Consider the following 23,287-nt stretch of genomic DNA (forward strand, 5'->3'; position numbering starts at 1 on the left):
ATAACTCTTATTTTACTTTTAATGAATAGATCAGTCCTTTGTTTCCTGCCAGCAGAACCAGCGTACCTTTTTTGGCCTTTTTTATAACGTTAAAGCTGTCATCAGAAATATGGTACCAGTTCTGCCCTCCATTTTTTGATACATCTGTTCCTGAAGTGCCCGTCACAAAACAGTTTTTTTCATCAAACCAGATCACCCCGGAGCGAAAGCCAAAAACAGGACGAAAAGGTTTTTCCCAGGATTTCCCCCCATCAAAAGTTAAGAGCACATTATTTGTATTTTCCTTATCCTTCTGGTAATCTCCGCCCACCACGATCCCCTTATTGGCGTCATAAAAATCGAGTGAAAAGGCCCCGCTGCTATTTGACCCCTGCAAAATGGGACAATTATATTTTTTCCAGTTTACGCCATAATTATCGGAAGTATAAATGTTGGATCTCGCACCACCAGTAGCAAACCACACTCTTCCACCGGGCATCGTCCTGATACTGGTGCCGCTCGCAGCAAAAGCTGCTTCTCCGGGAGCCATATCCATCCCAAGGTTGGCACTGGCATCTTTCCAGCTCAGCCCACCATCCTCGGTAATTAAAAGCTGCATATGGTTTTTAACAGGATCACCGAAGATGATCCCTTTTTTTTCACTCCAGAAATCCATTCCATCAAGGAATATGGCCGAGTCTAGATTTTTATACGTTTCTGTCCAGTTTTTACCGCCATCGTTTGTACGGAGAATATAGGCTGGAGAACCGGCATTCACTATCACCGCATTATTTTCGTCAAATGCTTCAATATCACGAAAATCAAGTTTCTCATAACCTTTCGGTTTAACCCACTTCCACGCTTTGCCTCCATTAGTTGTTTTGCCTATAAATCCATTACTTCCGCTCACCCAGGCTACACTATCAGAAACTACTGAAAGCCCCCTGATACTGGTATTGGTTTCTGTAGTCAATGACCCCAGCTCGTAGGTTTGCGAAAAAACTGTATAAGGCAGGAACAGTAAAATATAAAAGAATATCCTCATTTATTTAACTCTTTTCCAGACTTCAGTTCTGCCCAACAATGAGATACCGACATAACCACGCATATTTAAATCACCATTTTCCTTAATATTCATATTGCAACTATAAGTTTTACCAGACTTAGGATCATATATTTTACCATCAGTCCATTTACCATCGTCATAAACAAAATCCCTAAGAATCTCCATACCCAGGATTGGCCTGCTTCTCAAAGCAGCATCAGGATTCTTCAGATCCGTTTTAACAATTCCTTTTTCATCCTTATTGGCACTCAGCCAGACAATCTTACCAAAGTACTTATCTCCTTTTTTGAAAACATCTATATGTGCTTCTTTGGTAGAATTGATCCATTGGCCCAGAATAGCGTCCTTGTTCTGGGCAAAACCTGTTAAAGATATTACTGTGAACAGCAATACCATTGAAATGTGTCTCATAAATTTATATTTAGTGTAAAGCTAAATTACACATTGGCGGTTCCGCTTCAAAAGGAAAAGGATAAAATCTTCAACAGCTCCTCTAACTCACTAAAGGGGCATTGACCGTTTTCATGATCTCAGCAAAGAGTTCATAAGAATGCAGCCTTGCCTTATGGTCATAAATATGTGAGGTAACCATTACTTCGTCTACCTTTGTCTGGTCCATAAAGGATTGGATATCCTGTTTAATCGTTTCTGGTCCGCCAATAAAAGAACAGCCCAGCATCTGCCCTACAGCTTCAGCTTCCTGTGCATTCCAGATGTCATCCATGCTGTCTACCGGTGGCTGTAAAAGCCTGCGGCGGCCTGTGATGACGCCCATAAAAAATTGCAGTAAAGAGGTAACCAGTTTATTTGCTATTTCATCCGTATCTGCAGCAACCACATTGATGCAGGAAATCACATAAGGTTTTTTAAGTCTTTCTGAAGGTTTAAAATTATCACGGTATATCTTTATTGCCGTAAGGAACTGTGCAGGCGCAAAGTGACTTGCAAAAGCATAAGGAAGTCCTTTTGCTGCAGCTAAGCGGGCACTATCCGTACTGGAACCTAAAATCCAGATAGGAATATCAAGGCCTTCACCAGGTATTGCCCTAACCTGGCTATTCATATTATCTTCAGAAAAATAATCTTCCAGCTGCTGTACATCTTCAGGAAAATCATTGGCAGCATTAAAGCGGCTGCCACGAATGGCCATTGCTGTAATCTGATCAGTACCCGGCGCACGGCCAAGGCCAAGATCAATTCGGTCAGGATATAAAGAAGCCAGGGTTCCAAACTGTTCCGCCACAACTAAAGGTGAGTGGTTAGGCAGCATGATACCTCCCGAGCCTACCCGAATGGTTTTTGTACCACCGGCGATATATCCGATCAATACTGAAGTAGCCGAACTGGCTACACTGATCATATTATGATGTTCTGCAAGCCAATAGCGGGTATAACCCAATGCTTCAGCATGCTTTGCCAGATCAAGGCTATGTTTAAAAGTATCAACAGGAGTACTTCCGGCTATTACAGTAGCAAGATCGAGTACTGAATAAGGAATTCCTGTTGTTTGGTCTATTTCGTTTTCCATTTTTAATCTATTTTCAACGCAACTGATTAGGCGATTTGTATAAAATTAGAGATTAGAAATGATAAACATTTATACTCCTGTAAGATTTGACTTTACATACAGATTGAAGATGATCAATTGATTTTTTGAAGTTTTTTCTTTGTATGAGTGAACCAGGATAGCTAGTTGATCAATAGAGATAGGTCAACTGATCAATCATTCTATAGGAACATATCAGGCAATAGTCAGTCAGCACGGATGACCCAATAAACAAAAAACCGTCTTCTAAAAAAATAGAAGACGGTTTTTACACAATGCGTGCCCGAAGAGAGACTCGAACTCTCAAGGATCTTACTCCAACGGCTTCTGAGACCGCAACGTTTACCAATTTCGCCATCCGGGCATTGACAACATTAAATAGAGCTTCCTGTCGTGGCGACAAATGTAGCATTATTTCTTAAATGATATAAAATTATTTAAAAAAAGCCACAGGTATTTTTAGAGGCAGTTTACTGCCTCATTTACCCTCTAATTGCTTGTACGCTCTAATTGCTTGTTTCTGCGTCTCTATTGTCTATTTCCTGATACCAGGCCATAAGAGATTCATATGTTTCGCTATTTAAAGCTTTGTCTAGTGATTCTTCGAGTTCTTTTAAATTAAGCATAATACTGATTTTTAGCATTCACCATCAAAGTTATGAATGAAGTTAATAATTATTTTATTGTTAAATATTGCCAGCTGGATTCTCTTTCTATAATAAAAGCCAGCCACTTTTAATATTTTATCATTTACCGGAAGATCTTGAAACATGATTCCGGTTATACTTTTATCCCAGCCACCTTTTTGCATCAAATAGGCATTTACACATTCGATAGTTGGCTTTTTGTTAGTGGTTTTATATAAATTTTTTACTGCCTTATCAATTGACCTGATCCAAAATATGTAATGCTCCTCGTTAAAAACAGTGTCTAAAATATTTTCACAATCTATATCCGAAACATAAACACCGAATTTTTTATAATTCCTTTTAGCTGTTTGCCCCCAATAAATTGCATCCCCTTCTTCCAGCCAATAATAAAATCCATGACCTAACCACGCATTGTCTTTTGAACATAGTATGGGTTTCTTTAAGTAAGGTATATCATATCCTTGCGTATGAAACATAAATCTCCTTTTTGGCATAACATACAGGCATTAGCTAATAGTTAAACAAATGTACAAATGTTAATTTAAATTACAAATTTTATTTAAATAAAATAACAACATGTTCAAAAGAGACATATTCATACTCAAAAATAGAATACTGAAGTTTAACCGGGCTAAGATCACAAAAAATAACCCCTTGTAAATCATGATTTACAAGGGGTTAAAATTAAATTGTACCCGAGAGCAGATTCGAACTGCCACGCCGTTGCCAGCACCAGCCCCTCAAGCTGGCGCGTCTACCAATTTCGCCACCCGGGTAGGTTCTGTGTTGCAAATATAGATTTATTAAGAATAGTTTAAAGAGATATTTTAAAAAACTACATCTCCAGACTTAAGCCATCATAAGCCAGCCTGATATTTGGAGGCAATTCCTTTTCTACATCAGCATGTTTACCCAGATTATGACTGATATGCGTAAAGTAAGTCATTTCCGCACCTATATCTTCAGCAAATGCGATAGCTTCAGCCAGTGTAAAATGAGAAATATGCCCCTCTCGCTGCAGTGCATTAACCACCAGCAGCTTTGTTCCCCTGATTTTATCTATGGAAGCCTGCGGAACCGTCTTTGCATCGGTGATATAGGTAAAATCATTAATGCGGTAGCCAAGAATGGGTAATTTATAATGCATCACATCCAGCGGAATAAACCTGGTTTTACCAATATAAAAATCCGCTTTGTCAATAGTATGCATATTGATCTGCGGACTGCCCGGATAAACTTTATCTGCAAAAATGTAAGAAAACTCTCTTTTCAAAGCTTCCTGAACTCTTTCCGTAGCATAAATGTCAATGTTCTTTTTCAGCAGATAATTAAAAGGCCTGATATCATCCAGTCCCGCTACATGGTCTTTATGCTCATGGGTGTAAACAATGGCATCCAGGTCTTTTACTTTTGCCCTCAGCATCTGGTACCTGAAATCAGGACCGCTATCAATTACGATGGTCTTATCTCCGGTTTCCAGCATCACAGAAACCCGTAAACGCTTATCCCTCGGGTCTTCCGACTGGCAGACTTCACATTGACACGTGATTACCGGAACTCCCTGAGAGGTACCTGTACCCAGAATAGTGATTTTCAAAATGTAATAGTTAAAGTCATAATTTCAAAATTAATCATTATTACCTCAAATCTACGACTTCAACACCCGGGTATTTCTTAGGATCAAAAGTAAATGTGTACTGGGGAACCTTTACATTTGGAACGAAAGTTTTCACTGCATAGGTATACTTGTTTCCATTTTTATCAAAGATCAGCACATTTACAATCTGTTTGGCTGTTTTGTCAATACTCAGCCTGATTTTAAAATATGATGTTTTTGTATCTATTGGTGAGAGGTCTATCATTTGGTAAACTTTAGCCCCTGCAGTTTTATCACCGGTATATAAATATTTATAACCCTTTTCATAAAGGGTGAATATTTTTGCCGGGTTCAAGGCCTGGTCGTTGTTATCTACCGCAGAAACCTGCACCTCCTTGTCTTTCTTCAGGTAAGTCCACTGACTTTTCCCATCACTAATCATGTCCTGATCGGTCATGGTTACTTTATATTTATTCGCGCCAGACTGAACAATCAGCGTTCCCTGTTGTGTTTCTTTGCTTTTACTTTGCGGACTTTCCAGGGTAAATATAAAATCGGTTTTAACGATATCATACGATTTGTATTTCTTACTCACCTCAGCCAGTATAACCTTTGCTTTTGCATCAGTCTGCGCATAACCCGCATAATTTATTCCCGACAAAACCAGTAAGGATAATAATAGTTTCTTCATCAATGTGTATTATTTTTTTAGATTGGTCAGAAATTGTTCCAGTGCATATTCATCAGGCAGTAATACTTCCCTGGCCTTGCTTCCTTCAAAAGGGCCCACAACGCCTGTAGCTTCCAGCTGATCGATGATCCTTCCAGCCCTGTTATAACCCAGTTTCAGTTTTCGCTGGATCAGCGAAGTAGATCCCTGCTGATGCAATACAATTAAGCGTGCTGCATCTTCAAACATCGAATCCCTGTCTGCCGGATCAAAATCCGCCTTCGAAGACTCTCCTGCCTCATCCAGGTATTCAGGTAATTGATAAGCTTCAGGATAACCCCTTTGGTTACCGATAAACTCAGAGATCCTGTCTACTTCAGGTGTATCTACAAACGCGCACTGCAACCTGATCAGATCGTTTCCTGTAGATAAAAGCATATCCCCGCGGCCAATCAGCTGATCTGCACCACCACTGTCCAGGATCGTCCTGGAGTCAATCTTAGATAATACCCTAAAGGCTAACCTGGCCGGGAAGTTGGCCTTTATCGTTCCTGTAATAATATTTACGGAAGGTCGCTGTGTGGCCAGTACTAAGTGGATACCAACGGCACGGGCCAGTTGTGCCAAACGCGCGATAGGTGTTTCCACTTCTTTACCGGCAGTCATCATTAAATCGGCAAACTCATCCACAATCAGCACAATATAGGGCAGAAAGCGGTGTGAATTATTTGGATTTAATTTCCTCTTGATAAACTTCTCATTATATTCTTTCAGGTTTCTTACCTGTGCATCCTTCAACAGATCATAACGCTGGTCCATCTCTATACAAAGAGAGTTTAGCGTATGGATTACCTTTTTAGTATCGGTAATAATCGCGTCGGCCTCTCCGGGAAGTTTAGCGAGGAAGTGACGTTCAATTTTATTGAACAACGTCAATTCCACTTTCTTTGGATCTACCAGTACAAACTTCAATTGTGAAGGGTGTTTTTTATACAGCAGTGAAACCAGGATGGCATTAATACCTACCGATTTACCCTGACCTGTTGCTCCGGCTACCAGTAAATGGGGCATTTTTGCCAGATCCGCAATATAAACCTCATTGGAAATCGTTTTCCCCAGGGCAATTGGCAGGTCCATATCCGTTTTCTGAAACTTCTCTGTATTCAGGATGCTTCTCATGGATACCATTTCAGGATGCATATTAGGTACCTCGATCCCTATCGTCCCTTTACCCGGCATTGGTGCAATAATACGGATACCCAATGCTGCCAGACTCAATGCAATATCGTCTTCCAGATTTTTAATCTTGGAGATCCTTATGCCCGGTGCAGGGATAATTTCATATAAAGTAACCGTTGGGCCAATGGTTGCTTTGATCTTATCGATCTCAATATTATAATGGTTAAGCGTTTCAACGATCTTGTTTTTATTCGCTTCCAGTTCATCTGCATTCACAGAGATCTTATTGGAACCATAATTCTCCAGCAGGTCAAGACTTGGGTATTTATAACTGGCCAGGTCGAGCGTAGGGTCATAATTCCCAAACTGCTCTACCAATTCCTCAGATTTCTTTTCCTCTTCACTTTTTTCTATCGTCAGTTCCGGCTCCGGTTTCACCTCTTCATAGATCAATTCCGTAAGCGGCTCTACAACTGGAGAAAGAATGATCGGGGCATTCATGACATTCAATACCGGCGATTTTGGAAGGATGATCTCTTCTTCAGCAGGTTTTTCTTCAAATCTGCTTGGCGTCAATATAATATGCTGCTCCTGCTTACGCTGACCAGCTAAACGTTCATTCAAAGTAAACTCTATTGCATTAGGCCTTTTTTCAAGTGCCTCATTTGTTGCCCTGACAGGTGGCACCGGCGTTTCTACGATCATATGATTCGTATCATCATCGTCAATAGGCTCATCCTTCAGGGACTCTATAATCTTTTTTCGTTCCGGAAATTTAAAGTCAATATTATAAGCAACGATTAAAATAGTTAATCCTAAAAAGGCAATCAGCCCCCCTACTCCTGCCACGCCGATCTGCGCAACCAGTAATTTATTTGACCAGTAACCAATCTCTCCCTCCAGATAATGTGGGGAATCTATAAAGAAGGAATGGAAAAAACCAAAAGTGAGGGACAAGAAAAGAAGGAAAAACAGGCTGTAACCAAAAGTTTTTTCCAGTGCAAATATCTTCACCTTAAATAACAGGCGGTAGCCGATCACAAAAAATACAAAAACGAATAAAAAGGAAGATACACCAAACCATTCATAAATAAACTGGTGCGACAGTAAGGCGCCGAATTTACCCAGCCAGTTTTGTACCACAAAAGGAATATTATGCTGTTGCAGCTCCTCCATGGTCTTGAAGAGGTTATGCCAGCCGCCATTTGCATCAATCACATAACTATAATCCTCCTGCCAGGTAAACAGGTAAGAAGTAAAAGCCACTAAAAAATATATAGAAAGGATCAGGAAGAACAAACCTGCAATTTTTAAGATCCTTTCATCCTGAAAGTTCAGTGAAGGCATTCTTTCAAATCTTTCTTTGGGTTCTCTAGCCGAAGCTTTTGAACTTTGCTTCTCCCCGTACTCGTTTTTGAATGAATTAGATTTAAACTGGTTTCCCCTTACCGACATTTTGTATTACTCAATTAATAAACAACAAATATAAAATATATAGTTGTATGTGTCATGTTATTATTATAGATCCCAAATCCGTTGTCTGATCCTTTTGATATAATGGCGCACATCAAGGATCAGAGCAGCCATAATATAAAATACAATAGGAAAACCTACCGCAAGGAAGGATGAATAAATAAAGAAAAGTCTGATTTTACTGATAGACATGTTAAATCGCTCTGCGATATATGTGCAAACACCAAAACTTTGTTTTTCGAAATAGGTGACGATGCTTTGAAACATGTTATTTGTTTTATAATATTCATTAACGAATATCAAGTCAATTTAGACATTAATTATGTTAAAAGCAATAATCATACCTCATTATTTAGGATAAGATATCAGCTCCGATCATACAGTTTAAACATTTTTTTGGTGAGCAGTAGCTTTTATACAATTGCAGCACAGCCTGAGAGTCATATGCGCCCCTTAATTGAAGCCCCGCTTTCCTGTACTGGCGCGTAATTGCATTACTTTCAGCAGGAATCTTCTTCAATAAAACGATAGACCGTTCAATAAATTCTGTCTGCCTGAAATATTTCCCATAAGTATACAGCAATAGACAAACGGTATTGATCATCAGATTTTCGATGGACTTCCTGCCCAGGCGTGTAGAAACAGGTTGACATAACCTGTCAAAATCAGAATGATTTTTCCAGTAAGGATGAACGTTAATATCCGAGAACATATGAATTAATTTCCGGGGGTCTGGCTCCTGCAGCAGATTAGCGAAGAGATGCTGTCGGCTGATCAGTAATCCCGCAGCTTGTGCAATCCTCAACGGCGGAAAGTTCTGCGGGTGCATCCTCATAAATTTCCATAAAGACTTATTCACAGGAACCAGCTGGTATTTTTTTCGGAGAAATGTATATTCCGATTGTAACTGTTTGGGATATTCATCTGTAAACTCACCATCAAGGAAACCGGCCTGTCCAAACAACAGTGCTTCGGCCTGAAGGGCATTATCCCTGTGCCTGGCCAGTATCGTAAACGGCAGGCTGGCAGCCAGCAATTCAAAAGGCAGGGCGTTGACTTTGAAGCCAAAGTTTTTCATCAGTAATTCATAACAGACCTTATTCCAGTAATAACTGTCCTGACTCAATCCAAAAGCCAATTCATCTGCTTTCTCCCTGAAACGGTCGCTCACCATATGCTGAAACATCTTCTTTACCGTCAATGGGTCTGCATGGGAAATCTGTTTGGCACAAGGAAAGAAATTCAGTCCGCCGTTCAATTGTTCATATCCTGCCAGCAGGGCTTCAGGAATTAAATCTTTCAACACCAATACTGGAATAATACTCCCATCGGTTCGGCATATAGGCACATCATCTTCATATACCACGTGAAGTATTACCGAATCATAAGACTGATCGACCTGATGGCCATGTAAGAGCCAGTCGGAAGATCTAACATGAATCTCCAGATTTCCCGCCCAGACCTGACCGCCTAGCTGTAATTTCGCCCCGCTAAAGTCAGGCCCGGCATGGGTATTTGGCAATCCAGGATGAATAATGCGGAGCGATTCCCCATTTGTACAGAAATAATCCCTCCGCAGCAACAACCTGAACTGCCAGATGTAGTGTAAAAAATCTTCATTAAGCTGCATACATGCAAACTTAATACGAACACGTTATTTCTTGTTAATTAAAATAAATAATTAAATCAGTCCTGCCTTTTCCAGTATACCCTGCATCTCCTGCTGTAATTTCAGGGCTTCCTCTCTCGCTTTTTCGGCAAAATCTTCGCCCTTGCCTGCATAAATGATTCCTCTGGCCGAATTAACCAGCAATCCGCAATGATCATTTAATCCAAACTCACATACCTCTGCCAAACTGCCGCCCTGTGCACCAACTCCCGGAACCAGCAAAAAACTATCTGGTGCCAGTCGCCTGATATTTGCAAATTCAGATCCCCTGGTGGCTCCTACAACATACATTAAGCGTTCACTATCTGCCCATTCGGAAGAAACTTTGATCACCTGCTCATACAATTTACCCTCAGGTGTTTCCAGCAGCTGAAAATCATGATGTCCTTCATTTGATGTTGCCGCCAGCAGGATCACCCATTTATCTTTATGCGTTAAAAAAGGGCTTACCGAATCTTTACCCATATAAGGTGCTACTGTAATCGAATCGAAACTCATGCCAGATTGCTCCAAATTGAAAAAAGCATCTGCGTACATGGCTGAAGTATTACCGATATCCCCTCTTTTTGCATCGGCAATGGTAAAAATATCCTCAGGCATATAGGCCCATGTTTTGATCAGTGTTTCCCAACCCTTCAAACCGCGGGATTCGTAAAAAGCTGTATTGGGCTTATACGCAACACATAGATCTTTTGTTGCATCAATAATTTGTCTGTTGAATTCAAAAATCGGATCTTCTTCTTTTAAAAGATGTTTTGGAATATTTTCCAGCACCGGGTCAAGACCCACGCACAAAAATGATTTTTTAGATTGTATTTGTTCAAATAACTGCTTCTTATTCATTTGGGCTTAGATTATGCGCAAATATGCCAAAATTAATACAGCTATTTAAACATGATTTTCAGGGGGACAAAGTAATTTATTTCTAACAATTTTAAATTTTACTTGCAGATTAAGTTACAAATACATACAATTGCAACATAATTCTCTAAAGTTTATCTGATCATTCCAGAAAATCTCACAAAAATTTGTTCTAATTTTCAAATCCACAATTGCATTTTTTGCTTTGATATGCTGATAAATACGTTTTTAAAAAATTCTCTACACCCACATAATGTTTAACAAAACAGAATTAAATGAAAAACTTACTGCAGAACTGCGTGAGTTAGCAAAATCTCAAGGTATCCTAAATGCTGATGATTTGCGCAAGGCCGAGTTGGTTGAAGTTATTCATCAAATAAGCGAACAACAAAATCAACAGGAAGAAGCAGTACCAGCAATTACAGCTGCAGATGTTACTGCCGATGCTACTAAAAGTCCTGTAAAATCAGCTAAACCAAAGGCTGCGAAAAGTAACTCAGCAGACAAACCGCTAAGAAAAAGAACCCGCATACCAAAAGATGAGCCTGAAACCAGCGGCAACACAATGCCGAACAATTTCAACAGGGCTTCCTTATTTGACACTCCTCCGGCAGAACAGCAGGAAGAGCAGCAGCCTGATCAGCAACAGGAATCGATTACCGCCGCTGTGGTAGAAAAAGAACCTGAAGTAGTGCCTACCGCACTTCGTAAAGAAGATAATCAGCCTGCCCAGACACCTGCCATCAACAACAATGACCTTAAAAAACAAAAGCCATTAAGAGAAGATAACAGGCCAAAAAACAATGGTAATAACGGCAACAATAATAACCAGAAACAAAACGAAAACAGTTATTCCAACCTGGATTTCGACAATACGATCACCAATGAAGGCGTACTGGAAATCATGCCTGATGGTTATGGTTTCTTAAGATCGGCAGATTACAACTACCTTTCTTCTCCGGATGATATTTATGTATCACAATCTCAAATCAAACTTTTTGGTTTAAAAACAGGCGATACCGTTAAAGGAAGTATCCGCCCTCCAAAAGAAGGTGAAAAATATTTCCCGCTGGTAAGGGTAGAAACTATCAATGGCCGCCTTCCTGCAGATGTGAGGGACAGGGTTCCATTTGACTACCTTACTCCTTTATTCCCTACAGAAAGACTGAACCTGTTTACAGAAACAAATAACTACTCTACACGTATCATTGACCTGTTTACACCGATAGGTAAAGGTCAGCGTGGATTGATCGTTGCACAGCCTAAAACAGGTAAAACAAATCTATTGAAAGAAGTAGCCAACGCCATTGCAAAAAACCACCCTGAAGTTTACCTGATCATTCTATTGATCGATGAACGTCCGGAAGAGGTAACAGACATGGCCAGAAGCGTACGTGCAGAAGTAATTGCTTCAACTTTTGATGAACCTGCAGAACGTCACGTAAAAATTGCCAATATCGTTTTGGAAAAAGCAAAACGCCTGGTAGAATGCGGACACGATGTAGTGATTCTGCTGGATTCAATTACCCGTTTAGCACGTGCATACAATACCACTGCTCCTGCATCAGGTAAAATTTTATCCGGTGGTGTGGATGCCAATGCATTGCATAAACCAAAACGTTTCTTCGGTGCTGCCCGTAACATTGAAAGAGGTGGTTCATTAACCATTCTGGCTACGGCATTAACAGACACAGGATCTAAAATGGATGAGGTGATCTTTGAAGAATTCAAAGGTACCGGTAATATGGAATTACAATTAGACCGTAAATTATCTAACAAACGTATCTTCCCTGCTATTGACATCACCGCTTCAAGTACGCGTCGCGATGACCTGTTACATGACAGAGATACTTTACAAAGGGTATGGATATTGCGTAACCACCTGGCAGATATGAATGCACAGGAAGCAATGGAATTTGTTCAGGCTCAAATCAAGAACACAAAAACCAATGAGGAGTTCTTAATTTCTATGAACAGCTAATCCAAAATGAAAAAGCACATTCCTAATGCATTAACTTGCGCCAACCTGCTTTCAGGATGTATTGGTGTAGTTTTTGCATTTAAAGGCGATTTAAGTACGGCAGCATATGCCGTACTCCTATCCGGAATATTCGATTTTTTTGATGGTTTTGTAGCCCGATGGCTGGGTGTTAAATCAGCTATAGGCAAAGAACTGGATTCTCTGGCAGATATGGTAAGTTTTGGTTTCTTACCCGGTGTGGTCATGTTTCAAATGCTTGCACAAAGTGACTATTCTTCACCCTATCTGCCTTATATAGGTTTTCTGATTACCATATTTTCGGCACTGCGACTGGCCAAGTTTAATATAGACGAGCGGCAGACGGAAGATTTCATTGGCCTGAATACCCCCATGAATACCTTGTTTATTGTTTCGCTGCCTTTTATTCAGCGGGACTACCCCGGAATAGGAAACTCTACCCTTTTACTGGTTTCCATCACCGTGATCATGAGTTTCCTGCTTACCAGTGAAATCAGGATCTTCTCCTTAAAATTCGGCTCCATGGAATGGGCCAAAAATAAGATCAAATTTATTTTCCTGATTATATCGGCTGTGCTGATCGCTTTTCTGAAGTTTGCTGCCATCCCTTTTGTACTGGTGTTGTACATCAGCATGTCGTTTTTACATTTCAAGGGCCGCAGTTTAAAATAAAAAGAAGCACGGGCTTTAAGCACATAGAAAAACAGGCATTGCCTGAGTCTGCAGCGCATAAACAAAACACAACCTCAAAAACCTGCTTTACGCGAAATTAAAGCCGTTTTTCCAGATCTGCTTTAGCTTCATCAAGCTGTCTGTACAAAATAGCTATAAAATCATTAAACTCCTGAAGTGCCTTTGGCATATCCGAAAGATCTTTTTTGTCGCGGGCATTTGTCTCGATATGCTGAAGATGTACACGGGCGTCTTCCCTGCCTACGTAGGACAAAGTTGGTTTAATCTTATGTGCATGTCCTGCTGCTTTTTCCCAATCTTCTGCTAAAATGGACTGTTCAAGATCCGCAACATAAAGTGGCGTTTGCAGTTTGAACATATCGATCATTTCGATCATGAATTCGGCACTGTCACCAGACATATCCCGAAGGTATGACAAATCCAGGGGGCTGTTGTTTTTTTCTTCGTTAATCATTTAAGACAAAACTAATATAAAATTATAATATTTTTGATACTGATAAATTATCCTGCAACAAAGACAGCAGGGCTGATATACTTTGCTGTAATACAGGATGGTTTACTGCACCCGCAATCTCTGCCAGCGGTACCAGTACAAATTTTCTTTCCTGCATCCAGGGATGCGGCACCTGAAGTTTTTCGCCCTCGCTGATCACTTCTTCACCGTATAAAATGATGTCTATATCGATCAGCCTGGCACCCCATTTTTCTTCTCTAACCCTTCCCAGTTCCTCTTCTATTTTCAATACACTTTCCAACACTTCAAAAGGGCTCAACACCGTATCCACACCTATAGCCATATTGAGAAATGACGGCTGATCTTCATTTCCCCAGGCGGCAGTTTCATACACAGACGACACCGCAGCTACCTCCCCTATCTTCAGCGCTATTTTACTGATAGCTTGGTTAAGTATAGCCTTTTTGTCCCCTAAATTACTCCCGAGTAACAAATACACTCTTTTGCGCTCCAATTCCATAAAAAAGCCTGATTCATTTAATATCTTTGCAAATTAAATACTAATCATCCAGATGAGAGAATTTTTCAAATATGTTTTTGCCACCGTTGTAGGAATTATCATTTCTACTTTCCTTATTGCCCTGGTCGCCGTCCTTTTTATCGTAGCCATTGTTTCTTCCGTAAATGAGGACAAAAGTGTAGACGTTGCCAGCAATAGCGTACTCTATCTTAATCTTGATCAAAGTATTAAAGAGCGTACACCAAATAAAACATTTGACAATCTTCCGATCATTGGCTCCGGCGGCGGCAAAAGTATTGGCTTTTATGATTTGATCAGGGCCCTGAAAAAAGCCAAGACTGATGATAATATTAAATGTGTATACCTGAATGTTAGTTCTCCAGGTGCCGGAAGGGCAACTTTAAAAGAGATCAGGGATGCCATGATTGATTTCAAAACCAGTAGAAAGAAAATCATCGCATATAGTGAAGTATATACCCAGGATGCTTATTACCTGGCCTCGGCAGCAAATGAGGTCTATATCAATCCGCAGGGCGCACTTGAATTTAAAGGATTCAGCTCACAGCTTACTTTCTACAAAGGAGCCATGGAAAAAATTGGTGTGGAAGCGCAGATCATTCGTGTAGGTAACTATAAAAGTGCTGTGGAGCCTTTCATCAATGATAAAATGAGTGATTATAACCGCATACAGGTGACTGCCTATCTTGGTGGATTATATAACACTTTCCTGGAAGGGATCTCTCAATCCAGAAATATCCCTAAAGATAGTTTATATGCTTATGCCAATACCTACCGGGTAAAACAACCTAAAGATGCCCTGGCACTTAAAATGGTTGATGGATTAAAATATAAAGATGAAATCATTGACGAGTTAAAATCATTGAGCGGAACAGGAAAGAAAGAAACATTGTCTACCATTACCATCAATGATTATGCAACTAACCTGAAAACAGAAAACAGTGAAAGTTCTAACAAAATAGCCGTGATCTATGCCAATGGCGAAATCACCGGCGGTGAAGGAAATGATGAGTCTATTGGCTCGGAACGTATTTCCCGTGCCATCAGAAAAGCCAGGCAGGATGATAATATTAAAGCAATTGTACTGCGTGTAAATTCTGGCGGCGGCAGCGCGCTGGCTTCAGATGTGATCTGGAGAGAGATTGTGCTGAGTAAAAAAGTTAAACCCGTAATCGCCTCCTTTGGTGACGTTGCTGCATCAGGCGGATATTATATCGGCTGTGCCGCAGATTCAATCTTTGTACAGCCCAATACCATTACAGGATCTATCGGTGTATTTGGAATTATCCCCAACTTTCAAAACCTGCTGACCAACAAATTGGGTGTTACATTTGACGGTGTTAAAACCGGACAGTATGCAGATATTATGAGCGTTAACCGTCCTTTAACTGCCGGTGAAAGATTAATTATCCAAAATGATGTGAACCATGTATATGACAGCTTCACTTCCCGCGTAGCCGAAGGACGTAAGAAATCAAAATCTTATATTGATTCCATAGGCGGCGGCCATGTATGGATAGGCACAGACGCTGTTAAAATCGGTCTGGCAGACAGGATTGGTAATTTCAACGATGCGATTGTTGCAGCTGGCAAAAAAGCAAAATTAAAAGATTATAAAATTGTTGAGTACCCACAGAAAATTGATCCTCTAAAATCTTTATTGGACGATGCGACTGAAAATGTAAGGGTATATTATGCAAAGAGGGAATTTGGCGAAAATTTCATGTTGTACGAGCAACTGAAAAAAGCCCTTGTCCATACAGGGATTCAGGCAAGCATGCCCTTCCAGATCAACGTTCAATAATCAATGGAAAACAAAACTATAGCCCGCAGTTTGCGACTTCTGTCACAATTGATGGAGTTGCACAATGAAAATCCTTTTAAAATAAAAAGTGTAGCCAATGCTGCTTTTAAAGTAGATAAACTACCCTTTGCCATTAACACCAAAACACAGGAAGAAATTGAGCAGATAGATGGACTGGGTAAAAGTACGGCCTTAAAAATCTGGGAATTACTGCAAACCGGAACCATGACCGATCTGCAAAACATACTGGCCAACACCCCCGAAGGCATTGTAGAAATGCTGGGCATCAAAGGAATTGGCCCTAAAAAAATCATGGTGATCTGGAAAGATCTGGGCATCGAAAATGTTGGCGAACTTTATTACGCCTGTAATGAAAACCGACTGATAGAAGCCAAAGGTTTCGGGTTAAAAACCCAGGAAGAGATTAAAAAAGTCATTGAATTTAAAATGGCCGCCCAGGGCAAATTCCTGTATGCCCAGGCAGAAACTCTGGTAAACAGTCTACTGGCAGAGCTTACCCTGTGGTTAACGGAAATAGAAGAAACATCGTCCATCAACATCGCGGGAGGATACCGCAGGTTCAACGAGATCATTGAAGAACTCGATTTTGTGATCGGCACTAATGATCCTGCCGCACTGATTGCCGGGCTACCCCTACTTACCGCCTTCTCTTTTGAACAGCAAACAGAACAATTGTTTGTTGCCATGAGCCCTTTTGGCTTAAAAATACAACTGCATATTTATCCAAAAGCAGACGAGTATCTTAACCTCTTCCGGTTAACCGGTAACGAACAACATGTAGAACAGGTACTTCAACTGTCTGGCAACGGACCTTTCTCCAGTGAAAATGAGATCTATGCCAAAGCAGGCCTGGCCTTTATTGAGCCAGAGCTTAGAGAAGGATTAAATGAAGTTGAGCTGGCCAAAACAAACAGCCTCCCTCAGCTGGTTACCTTTGAAGATTTAACAGGAAGCCTGCATAACCACTCTACCTGGAGCGACGGGGTGCATACATTAGAACAAATGGCCTCCTATTGTAAAGAGACACTTCATCTCGAATATCTGGGTATGTGCGACCACTCCAAATCGGCTTTTTATGCTAACGGATTAAACGAACAGCGCATTTATGCACAGCATCAGGAAATTGATGCTTTAAATATAAAACTGGCTCCTTTTAAAATATTTAAGGGCATTGAAAGCGACATCCTCAATGATGGGTCACTGGATTACAGTGATGATATCCTGAAGACCTTCGATTTTGTGGTTGCTTCCGTACACAGCAATTTAAGGATGGACGAAGAGAAAGCTACTGCCAGACTAATTAAAGCTATAGAAAATCCTTATACCACCATTCTCGGCCATCCAACAGGACGACTGTTACTAAGCAGAAAAGGCTATCCTATAGATTACCACAAAGTGATCGATGCCTGCGCAGCCAATAACGTAGTGATTGAGATCAATGCCAATCCGCTGCGTTTAGACCTCGACTGGAGATATCATCGTTACGCGCTGGAAAAAGGAGTATTATTGTCCGTTAATCCTGATGCACACCGCATGGAAGGTTTCAGGGATATGCACTATGGTGTTTATATTGGCAGGAAAGGCGGACTGGAAGCTAAACAATGTCTCAATGCGTTCAGCCTTTCAGAAATTACAGATTATTTCAATGGCCGTAAATAATAAACTACCTTTGAACTTATGATGAGTACCCTGTGCAATAAAATTTTTCAGGATGTGATCAATGATTATCATGTGCATAATCAAATCGATCATCCAATTGAAAATCCCTATACCGGTGATACGATTGAACATCTGCTTTATCTGAAATGCTGGATAGACACCGTGCAATGGCATATGGAAGATGTAGTGCGTAACCCGGAGATCAATCCTGCAGAAGGTTTACACTGGAAAAGACGCATTGACGGATCCAACCAGGAAAGAACCGATGTGGTAGAATATATTGACAGTTTTTTTCTTGAAAAATTTGCCGGCATTCAGCCTGTTGAAAATGCAAAGATCAATTCAGAAAGCCCTGCATGGGTGGTTGACAGGTTGTCTATTCTTGCGTTAAAGGTTTATCACATGAAAGAGGAAACCTTACGTCAGGATGCCAATCCATCACATATCCAGGCCTGTACGGATAAGTTAAACATCCTGCTAAACCAGAGAACTGACCTATCCAATAGTTTAGATGAACTGCTGGCAGACATTGAATCTGGTCAAAAATATATGAAAGTATATAAGCAGATGAAAATGTATAACGACCCGTCTTTAAATCCTGTTCTTTACCAAAATAAATAGGTCATGTCCAGGCAGCCAGGCTTACTGATCATCCGTTTTTCGGCCATGGGAGATGTAGCAATGACGGCTCCGGTACTGAAAGAGCTCAATAGCCATTATCCGGATGTAAAACTGACCGTGGTAAGCCGCACTTTGTTTGCCCCCTTCTTTGAGGGTATTCCAAATCTCAATTTTTACGCTTTTGATCCTAAAGGAAAACATAAAGGATTTTTAGGACTGATCAGGCTGTTCATGGAGCTCCGGCAGTTTCAGGTTACTGCCGTCGCAGACCTGCATAACAACCTGCGAAGCAGAATTATCGGTATTCTTTTTTTCCTTTGCGGGATAAAAACCATCAGGGTGGATAAAGCAAGGGCAGAAAAAAAGAAACTCACACGGAGGAAAGAAAAAATCATGCAGCCCCTGCTGCCGATGACAGAAAGATATGCCGCAGTTTTTAGCGCTCTGGGTTTTCCTTTCGTGCTAAAAAACAAACTCCATCCTTTACAACCCGAAACTTTAAGCAACGAATTGAACTTACTCACCGGGTTACATGAAAACCGTAAATGGGTTGGTATAAGTCCTTTTGCACAGCACCTGCAAAAAGTATATCCGCTGGATAAAATGGAAAAAGTAATCTTAAAACTCGCAGCCGAAGGTTATCTCCTTTTTATTTTCGGCGGTGGCGAGGAAGAGAAAAATATAGCCAAAAAATGGGAAGATCAGCACCAGAATATCCGGTCTGTGATCGGAAAGGTAAATCTTACCCAGGAGCTGAAGCTCATTTCCAATTTAGACCTGATGTTAAGCATGGATTCATCAGGTATGCATCTTGCCTCACTAAAGGGCGTTCCCGTAGTCTCTATCTGGGGCGCTACGCATCCTTATACGGGATTTTTGGGTTATGGCCAGTCTATCGATGATGCCTTGCAAATAGAGTTATACTGCAGGCCTTGTTCAGTATATGGCAATGTGCCTTGTTATCGTGGCGACCTGGCCTGTATGAACAATTTATCCGAAACAGTTGTTATCAACAAAGTAATCAGCAAATTAAATTATGGCTAAACAATTGATACTGGTAAGACACGGGAAATCTGACCAGCATACCGAAAGCGGCAAGTCAGATTTCGACAGGCCATTAAATCACAGGGGCAATAAAAATGCACCGGAAATGGCAGAGCGGTTAATCAAAAAAAACCTGGTTGCGGAATTAATCGTGAGCAGCCCCGCAAAGAGGGCATTGACCACGGCACAGCATTTTGCCGAGGTCTGGGAAATACCCAAAAAAAGTATTCAGCTGGAACCAACCATTTATGAAGCCAATACTACGGCTTTGCTGAAAGTAGTAAACCGGCTGGACAATGATTTTGACAGGATTGCCCTTTTTGGACATAATCCAGGTTTAACCGACTTCATTAATTACCTGGCCGACGCACATGTATATAATTTACCTACAGCCGGTCTGGTGGTCATAGATTTCCCTTTTGATGACTGGTTATTGATCAGCAGGCATACAGGAAATCTATTGTTACTGGATAGTCCAAAAAATGGCGATGACGATTAAAAATGCAGGTGTTTAACTGTCAGACCGTTGTTGATCAGTTGTTTCAGTGAATCTATGCCAATCCTTAAATGTGTCTCTACATAGGTATTGGTAACACTGCTATCGCTTTCCGCAGTTTTCACCCCTTCAGGAATCATAGGCTGATCTGATACAAGCAATAATGCACCGGTTGGAATTTTATTGGCAAAACCAGTTGTAAAGATTGTTGCAGTCTCCATATCTACAGCCATCGCCCTTAATGTTTTCAGGTATTTCTTGAAATTTTTATCGTGCTCCCAAACCCTGCGGTTAGTGGTATAACAAGTGCCAGTCCAGTAATCGCGCGAATGGTCCCTTATCGTTGTCGAGATTGCTTTCTGCAAAGCAAAAGAGGGTAATGCAGGCACTTCGGCAGGCATATAATCTGTAGATGTTCCTTCGCCCCTGATCGCTGCGATAGGTAAGATCAGATCGCCTAGCTGGTTCTTCTTTTTCAATCCCCCGCATTTACCCAAAAACAGAACTGCCTTCGGCATAATCGCTGTCAGCAAGTCCATCATAGTTGCCGCCATCGGGCTGCCCATACCAAAGTTAATAATGGTGATCCCGTTTGCTGTTACACTTTGCATCGGTTTATCCAATCCCATAATAGGCGCATTGTCGTTCCATTCAGAAAACATCTGCACATACCTGCTAAAGTTAGTCAGCAGGATATATTGTCCAAAATCTTCCAGTGTTCTTCCTGTGTATCTTGGAAGCCAGTTTTTTACAATATCGCCCTTGGTTTTCAAACCTGATTTAACAGGGGATTCTACTTCTTTAACTTTCTTTGCTTTTGCGACGATAACTTCATCTTTTTTCACTTCTTTTTCTTCATTCATATTCATTCAATTTTAGGTATTCCGGTCATCTATAATGAACATCGCTATGGAGAACGTTTCATTAAATCATTTTTGCTGAAATAACAAGATAAAAAAAAATCCCCGTTAAAACGGGGATTAAATTTAAGCTGCTTTTAACTTTTTAAAGTCGGCCTTTTCGAATTTCTCAATCGCGTAATCGAGCGAGATGACCAGCTCTTTGATACTCGTATCGGAGGGAATGTCAAACATCGCATCCAGCATGATTGCTTCGCAAATAGACCTTAGTCCCCTTGCACCCAGTTTATATTCCATTGCTTTATCTACAATGAAGTCCAGGACATCATCTTCAAACACCAGTTTCACACCTTCAAATTCAAACAGTTTCACATACTGACGGAACAAAGAATTTTTAGGTTCCGTTAATATATTACGCAGTGCTTGTTTATCCAGTGGATTAAGGTGCGTAAGTACAGGAACACGACCAATTAGTTCAGGGATCAGCCCGAAGGACTTTAAATCCTGAGGCGTGATATATTTGTATAAGTTATCCAGATCAAGTTCAGTATCGTCCTTTTTCACTTTATAACCTACAGCCTGTGTACGTAACCTGTTGGCGATTTTGCGTTCGATACCATCAAATGCACCACCACAGATAAACAGGATATTATTCGTATTTACCGGGATCATCTTCTGATCAGGGTGTTTACGTCCTCCCTGAGGGGGAACGTTTACCACTGTACCTTCAAGGATCTTCAGTAATGCCTGTTGCACGCCTTCTCCAGATACATCTCTGGTAATAGAAGGGTTGTCACTTTTACGTGCTACCTTATCTACCTCGTCAATGTAAACGATTCCGCGTTCTGCAGAAGCCACATCATAATCTGCTGCCTGAAGCAAACGGGTAAGAATACTTTCCACATCTTCTCCAACATAACCTGCTTCTGTTAATACAGTAGCATCACAGATACAAAAAGGCACATGCAGTATCTTAGCAATAGTTTTGGCCAGTAAAGTTTTACCTGTACCAGTTTCACCAACAAGCATAATGTTTGATTTTTCAATCTCCACTTCATCTTCCTGGTCTACCTTTTGTCCCAGCCTTTTATAATGGTTATATACCGCTACAGAAAGCACTTTTTTGGCGTCATCCTGACCAATTACATACTGATCAATGTGGGCCTTAATCTCCATTGGCTTAAGGAGGGTCAAGGAGGTATCCAGGGATTTAGCTTGTTTATTGCCAAATTCCTGCAGCACCAGCTGATTAGCCTGCGTCACACATTTATCGCAAATGTATGCATCAAGCCCTTCAATAAGCATTAAAGTATCCTGCTTACTTGATCCGCAAAAAGAACAACGTGATTCTTTCGTTTGTTTAGCCATTATCTATTTTTTATCCTTGTTGGCATTTGAGCCTAATACTTCGTCAATCATTCCAAAGCTTTTAGCTTCATCAGCTTTCATCCAATAATCACGGTCTGAAGCTTTTTCTACCCATTCGTAACTTTGTCCTGAGTGGTTAGAAATGATATCATATAATTCTTTTTTCAATTTAAGCATCTCTCTTAAGTTGATCTCCATATCTGAAGCCACACCTTGAGAACCTCCGGAAGGTTGGTGGATCATCACACGTGAGTGAGGTAATGCAGCACGTTTTCCGGCAGCACCAGCTACCAGTAATACAGCACCCATTGAAGCCGCCATACCGGTACAGATCGTAGCTACATCAGGAGTGATATATTGCATGGTATCATAAATACCTAATCCTGCATAAACGGAACCACCTGGTGAGTTGATATAAATTTGTATGTCCCTGTTGTTATCTGTTGATTGAAGGAACAATAACTGCGCCTGTATGATATTTGCATTTCCATCATGAATGGCATCACCTAAAAAGATAATCCTGTCCATCATTAAACGTGAAAACACATCCATCTGAGCAACATTTAACTGACGCTCTTCGATAATATAGGGAGTCATGCTTTTTGGATCGCTGTTGGTACGACCGATAAAACGATCAACATTTAATCCATTGATACGGTGATGTTTAACTGCGTATTTTCTAAATTCGTCTTTATCTATATTCATCTGTATGTTATTTTATTGTTTTTTTAGTTGTCAGATGGAGCTCGCGAAGGGCTCGGTTCATCTGTATGTTATTTTATTGTTTTTTAGTTGTCAGATGGAGCTCACAAAGAGCTCGGTTCATCTGTATATAATTATTGTTTGTTAATTATCTATCTCAACAGCTTCCAAAGTAATTAAACTAAGTTGGCAATTTATTTGGTTATTGTAAAATTAAAAATAGCTGATAAAAAATAAGGCGGCTTGATTAAAGCCGCCTTATGATAAGATTAAAGAAATTTAAAAATCTTCTGACAGATTAATTCATCTCTATAAATTTATTATAAGCTATATCTTTT

The 23,287-nt window shown here is 40.5% G+C and carries 22 protein-coding genes and 2 tRNA genes; 7 read left to right on the forward strand and 17 right to left on the reverse strand.

The window, feature by feature from the left end; genetic code table 11:
• Window positions 1-7: 7 nt before the first annotated feature.
• The 12 genes from GSQ84_RS27295 to pyrF all read right to left on the reverse strand — a co-directional run bounded on the left by GSQ84_RS27295 (window position 8) and on the right by pyrF (window position 10,672).
• Complete coding sequence (locus GSQ84_RS27295; RefSeq protein ID WP_158800558.1) at window positions 8-1,024, reverse strand: YCF48-related protein; 1,017 nt, start codon at window positions 1,022-1,024, stop codon at window positions 8-10.
• Window positions 1,025-1,456, reverse strand: coding sequence for a DUF2147 domain-containing protein (locus GSQ84_RS27300; protein ID WP_158800559.1), 432 nt, complete (start codon window positions 1,454-1,456; stop codon window positions 1,025-1,027).
• An 82-nt stretch (window positions 1,457-1,538) separates the two neighbouring features.
• On the reverse strand, window positions 1,539-2,573 hold the full coding sequence (locus tag GSQ84_RS27305; protein WP_158800560.1) for an LLM class flavin-dependent oxidoreductase: 1,035 nt from the start codon (window positions 2,571-2,573) through the stop codon (window positions 1,539-1,541).
• Between the two features lie 298 nt (window positions 2,574-2,871).
• Window positions 2,872-2,955: transfer RNA gene (locus GSQ84_RS27310), tRNA-Leu, on the reverse strand.
• Between the two features lie 273 nt (window positions 2,956-3,228).
• Complete coding sequence (locus GSQ84_RS27315; RefSeq protein ID WP_158800561.1) at window positions 3,229-3,717, reverse strand: hypothetical protein; 489 nt, start codon at window positions 3,715-3,717, stop codon at window positions 3,229-3,231.
• Window positions 3,718-3,933: 216 nt separating this feature from the next.
• A tRNA-Leu gene (locus GSQ84_RS27320) sits at window positions 3,934-4,017 on the reverse strand.
• Between the two features lie 59 nt (window positions 4,018-4,076).
• Complete coding sequence (locus GSQ84_RS27325) at window positions 4,077-4,838, reverse strand: MBL fold metallo-hydrolase (protein WP_158800562.1); 762 nt, start codon at window positions 4,836-4,838, stop codon at window positions 4,077-4,079.
• A 40-nt stretch (window positions 4,839-4,878) separates the two neighbouring features.
• Window positions 4,879-5,529, reverse strand: a complete 651-nt coding sequence (locus GSQ84_RS27330; RefSeq protein ID WP_158800563.1) for an outer membrane lipoprotein carrier protein LolA — start codon at window positions 5,527-5,529, stop codon at window positions 4,879-4,881.
• Between the two features lie 9 nt (window positions 5,530-5,538).
• The gene (locus GSQ84_RS27335; protein WP_158800564.1) at window positions 5,539-8,142 is read right to left on the reverse strand and encodes a DNA translocase FtsK; all 2,604 of its coding nucleotides are present in this window, start codon (window positions 8,140-8,142) and stop codon (window positions 5,539-5,541) included.
• Window positions 8,143-8,205: 63 nt separating this feature from the next.
• Window positions 8,206-8,427, reverse strand: a complete 222-nt coding sequence (locus GSQ84_RS27340) for a PspC domain-containing protein (RefSeq protein ID WP_142529160.1) — start codon at window positions 8,425-8,427, stop codon at window positions 8,206-8,208.
• 85 nt (window positions 8,428-8,512) lie between these two features.
• The gene (locus GSQ84_RS27345; RefSeq protein ID WP_158800565.1) at window positions 8,513-9,790 is read right to left on the reverse strand and encodes a DUF2851 family protein; all 1,278 of its coding nucleotides are present in this window, start codon (window positions 9,788-9,790) and stop codon (window positions 8,513-8,515) included.
• A gap of 51 nt (window positions 9,791-9,841) precedes the next feature.
• Window positions 9,842-10,672 (reverse strand): orotidine-5'-phosphate decarboxylase, encoded by an 831-nt coding sequence (pyrF, locus tag GSQ84_RS27350; protein WP_158800566.1) that lies wholly within the window; start codon window positions 10,670-10,672, stop codon window positions 9,842-9,844.
• A 271-nt stretch (window positions 10,673-10,943) separates the two neighbouring features.
• On the opposite strand from pyrF, the gene rho reads away from it, so the two are divergent.
• Together rho and pssA are read left to right on the forward strand one after the other, a co-directional pair.
• A complete protein-coding gene (gene rho / locus GSQ84_RS27355) occupies window positions 10,944-12,671 on the forward strand; it encodes a transcription termination factor Rho (protein ID WP_174238703.1) in 1,728 nt (575 codons plus the stop codon).
• 6 nt (window positions 12,672-12,677) lie between these two features.
• The gene (pssA, locus tag GSQ84_RS27360; protein ID WP_158800567.1) at window positions 12,678-13,361 is read left to right on the forward strand and encodes a CDP-diacylglycerol--serine O-phosphatidyltransferase; all 684 of its coding nucleotides are present in this window, start codon (window positions 12,678-12,680) and stop codon (window positions 13,359-13,361) included.
• Window positions 13,362-13,458: 97 nt separating this feature from the next.
• On the opposite strand, the gene GSQ84_RS27365 is transcribed toward pssA, so the two are convergent.
• Together GSQ84_RS27365 and folK are read right to left on the reverse strand one after the other, a co-directional pair.
• Entirely contained in the window at window positions 13,459-13,836 is a 378-nt protein-coding gene (locus tag GSQ84_RS27365) for an Hpt domain-containing protein (RefSeq protein WP_158800568.1), read from the reverse strand.
• Between the two features lie 22 nt (window positions 13,837-13,858).
• Window positions 13,859-14,356, reverse strand: coding sequence for a 2-amino-4-hydroxy-6-hydroxymethyldihydropteridine diphosphokinase (gene folK / locus GSQ84_RS27370; protein WP_158800569.1), 498 nt, complete (start codon window positions 14,354-14,356; stop codon window positions 13,859-13,861).
• Window positions 14,357-14,408: 52 nt separating this feature from the next.
• Between folK and sppA the strand changes: the two genes are divergently transcribed.
• Genes sppA through GSQ84_RS27395 form a run of 5 tightly spaced genes read left to right on the forward strand, consistent with a single transcriptional unit; the run spans window position 14,409 to window position 20,022 of the window.
• Window positions 14,409-16,178: a signal peptide peptidase SppA gene (gene sppA / locus GSQ84_RS27375; RefSeq protein WP_158800570.1), complete on the forward strand. Its 1,770-nt coding sequence runs from the start codon at window positions 14,409-14,411 to the stop codon at window positions 16,176-16,178.
• Window positions 16,179-16,181: 3 nt separating this feature from the next.
• The gene (locus GSQ84_RS27380; RefSeq protein ID WP_158800571.1) at window positions 16,182-17,858 is read left to right on the forward strand and encodes a DNA polymerase/3'-5' exonuclease PolX; all 1,677 of its coding nucleotides are present in this window, start codon (window positions 16,182-16,184) and stop codon (window positions 17,856-17,858) included.
• Between the two features lie 18 nt (window positions 17,859-17,876).
• Window positions 17,877-18,479 carry a DUF4254 domain-containing protein gene (locus tag GSQ84_RS27385; protein ID WP_158800572.1) on the forward strand — a complete coding sequence of 201 codons (603 nt, stop codon included), beginning with the start codon at window positions 17,877-17,879 and terminating at the stop codon, window positions 18,477-18,479.
• 3 nt (window positions 18,480-18,482) lie between these two features.
• The gene (locus tag GSQ84_RS27390) at window positions 18,483-19,523 is read left to right on the forward strand and encodes a glycosyltransferase family 9 protein (RefSeq protein WP_158800573.1); all 1,041 of its coding nucleotides are present in this window, start codon (window positions 18,483-18,485) and stop codon (window positions 19,521-19,523) included.
• On the forward strand, window positions 19,516-20,022 hold the full coding sequence (locus GSQ84_RS27395) for a histidine phosphatase family protein (RefSeq protein ID WP_158800574.1): 507 nt from the start codon (window positions 19,516-19,518) through the stop codon (window positions 20,020-20,022). The genes GSQ84_RS27390 and GSQ84_RS27395 overlap by 8 nt, the downstream gene beginning before the upstream one ends.
• On the opposite strand, the gene GSQ84_RS27400 is transcribed toward GSQ84_RS27395, so the two are convergent.
• From GSQ84_RS27400 to clpP, 3 genes are all read right to left on the reverse strand, one after another.
• The gene (locus GSQ84_RS27400) at window positions 20,019-20,882 is read right to left on the reverse strand and encodes an AMP nucleosidase (protein ID WP_174238704.1); all 864 of its coding nucleotides are present in this window, start codon (window positions 20,880-20,882) and stop codon (window positions 20,019-20,021) included. The two genes, GSQ84_RS27395 and GSQ84_RS27400, sit on opposite strands and share 4 nt — an antisense overlap.
• A 123-nt stretch (window positions 20,883-21,005) precedes the next feature.
• Window positions 21,006-22,247, reverse strand: coding sequence for an ATP-dependent Clp protease ATP-binding subunit ClpX (clpX, locus tag GSQ84_RS27405; protein ID WP_158800575.1), 1,242 nt, complete (start codon window positions 22,245-22,247; stop codon window positions 21,006-21,008).
• A gap of 3 nt (window positions 22,248-22,250) precedes the next feature.
• On the reverse strand, window positions 22,251-22,952 hold the full coding sequence (gene clpP, locus GSQ84_RS27410; RefSeq protein WP_158800576.1) for an ATP-dependent Clp endopeptidase proteolytic subunit ClpP: 702 nt from the start codon (window positions 22,950-22,952) through the stop codon (window positions 22,251-22,253).
• Window positions 22,953-23,287 lie beyond the last annotated feature (335 nt).

It is taken from the genome of Pedobacter sp. L105 (genome assembly GCF_009765875.1).
GTDB lineage: Bacteria > Bacteroidota > Bacteroidia > Sphingobacteriales > Sphingobacteriaceae > Pedobacter.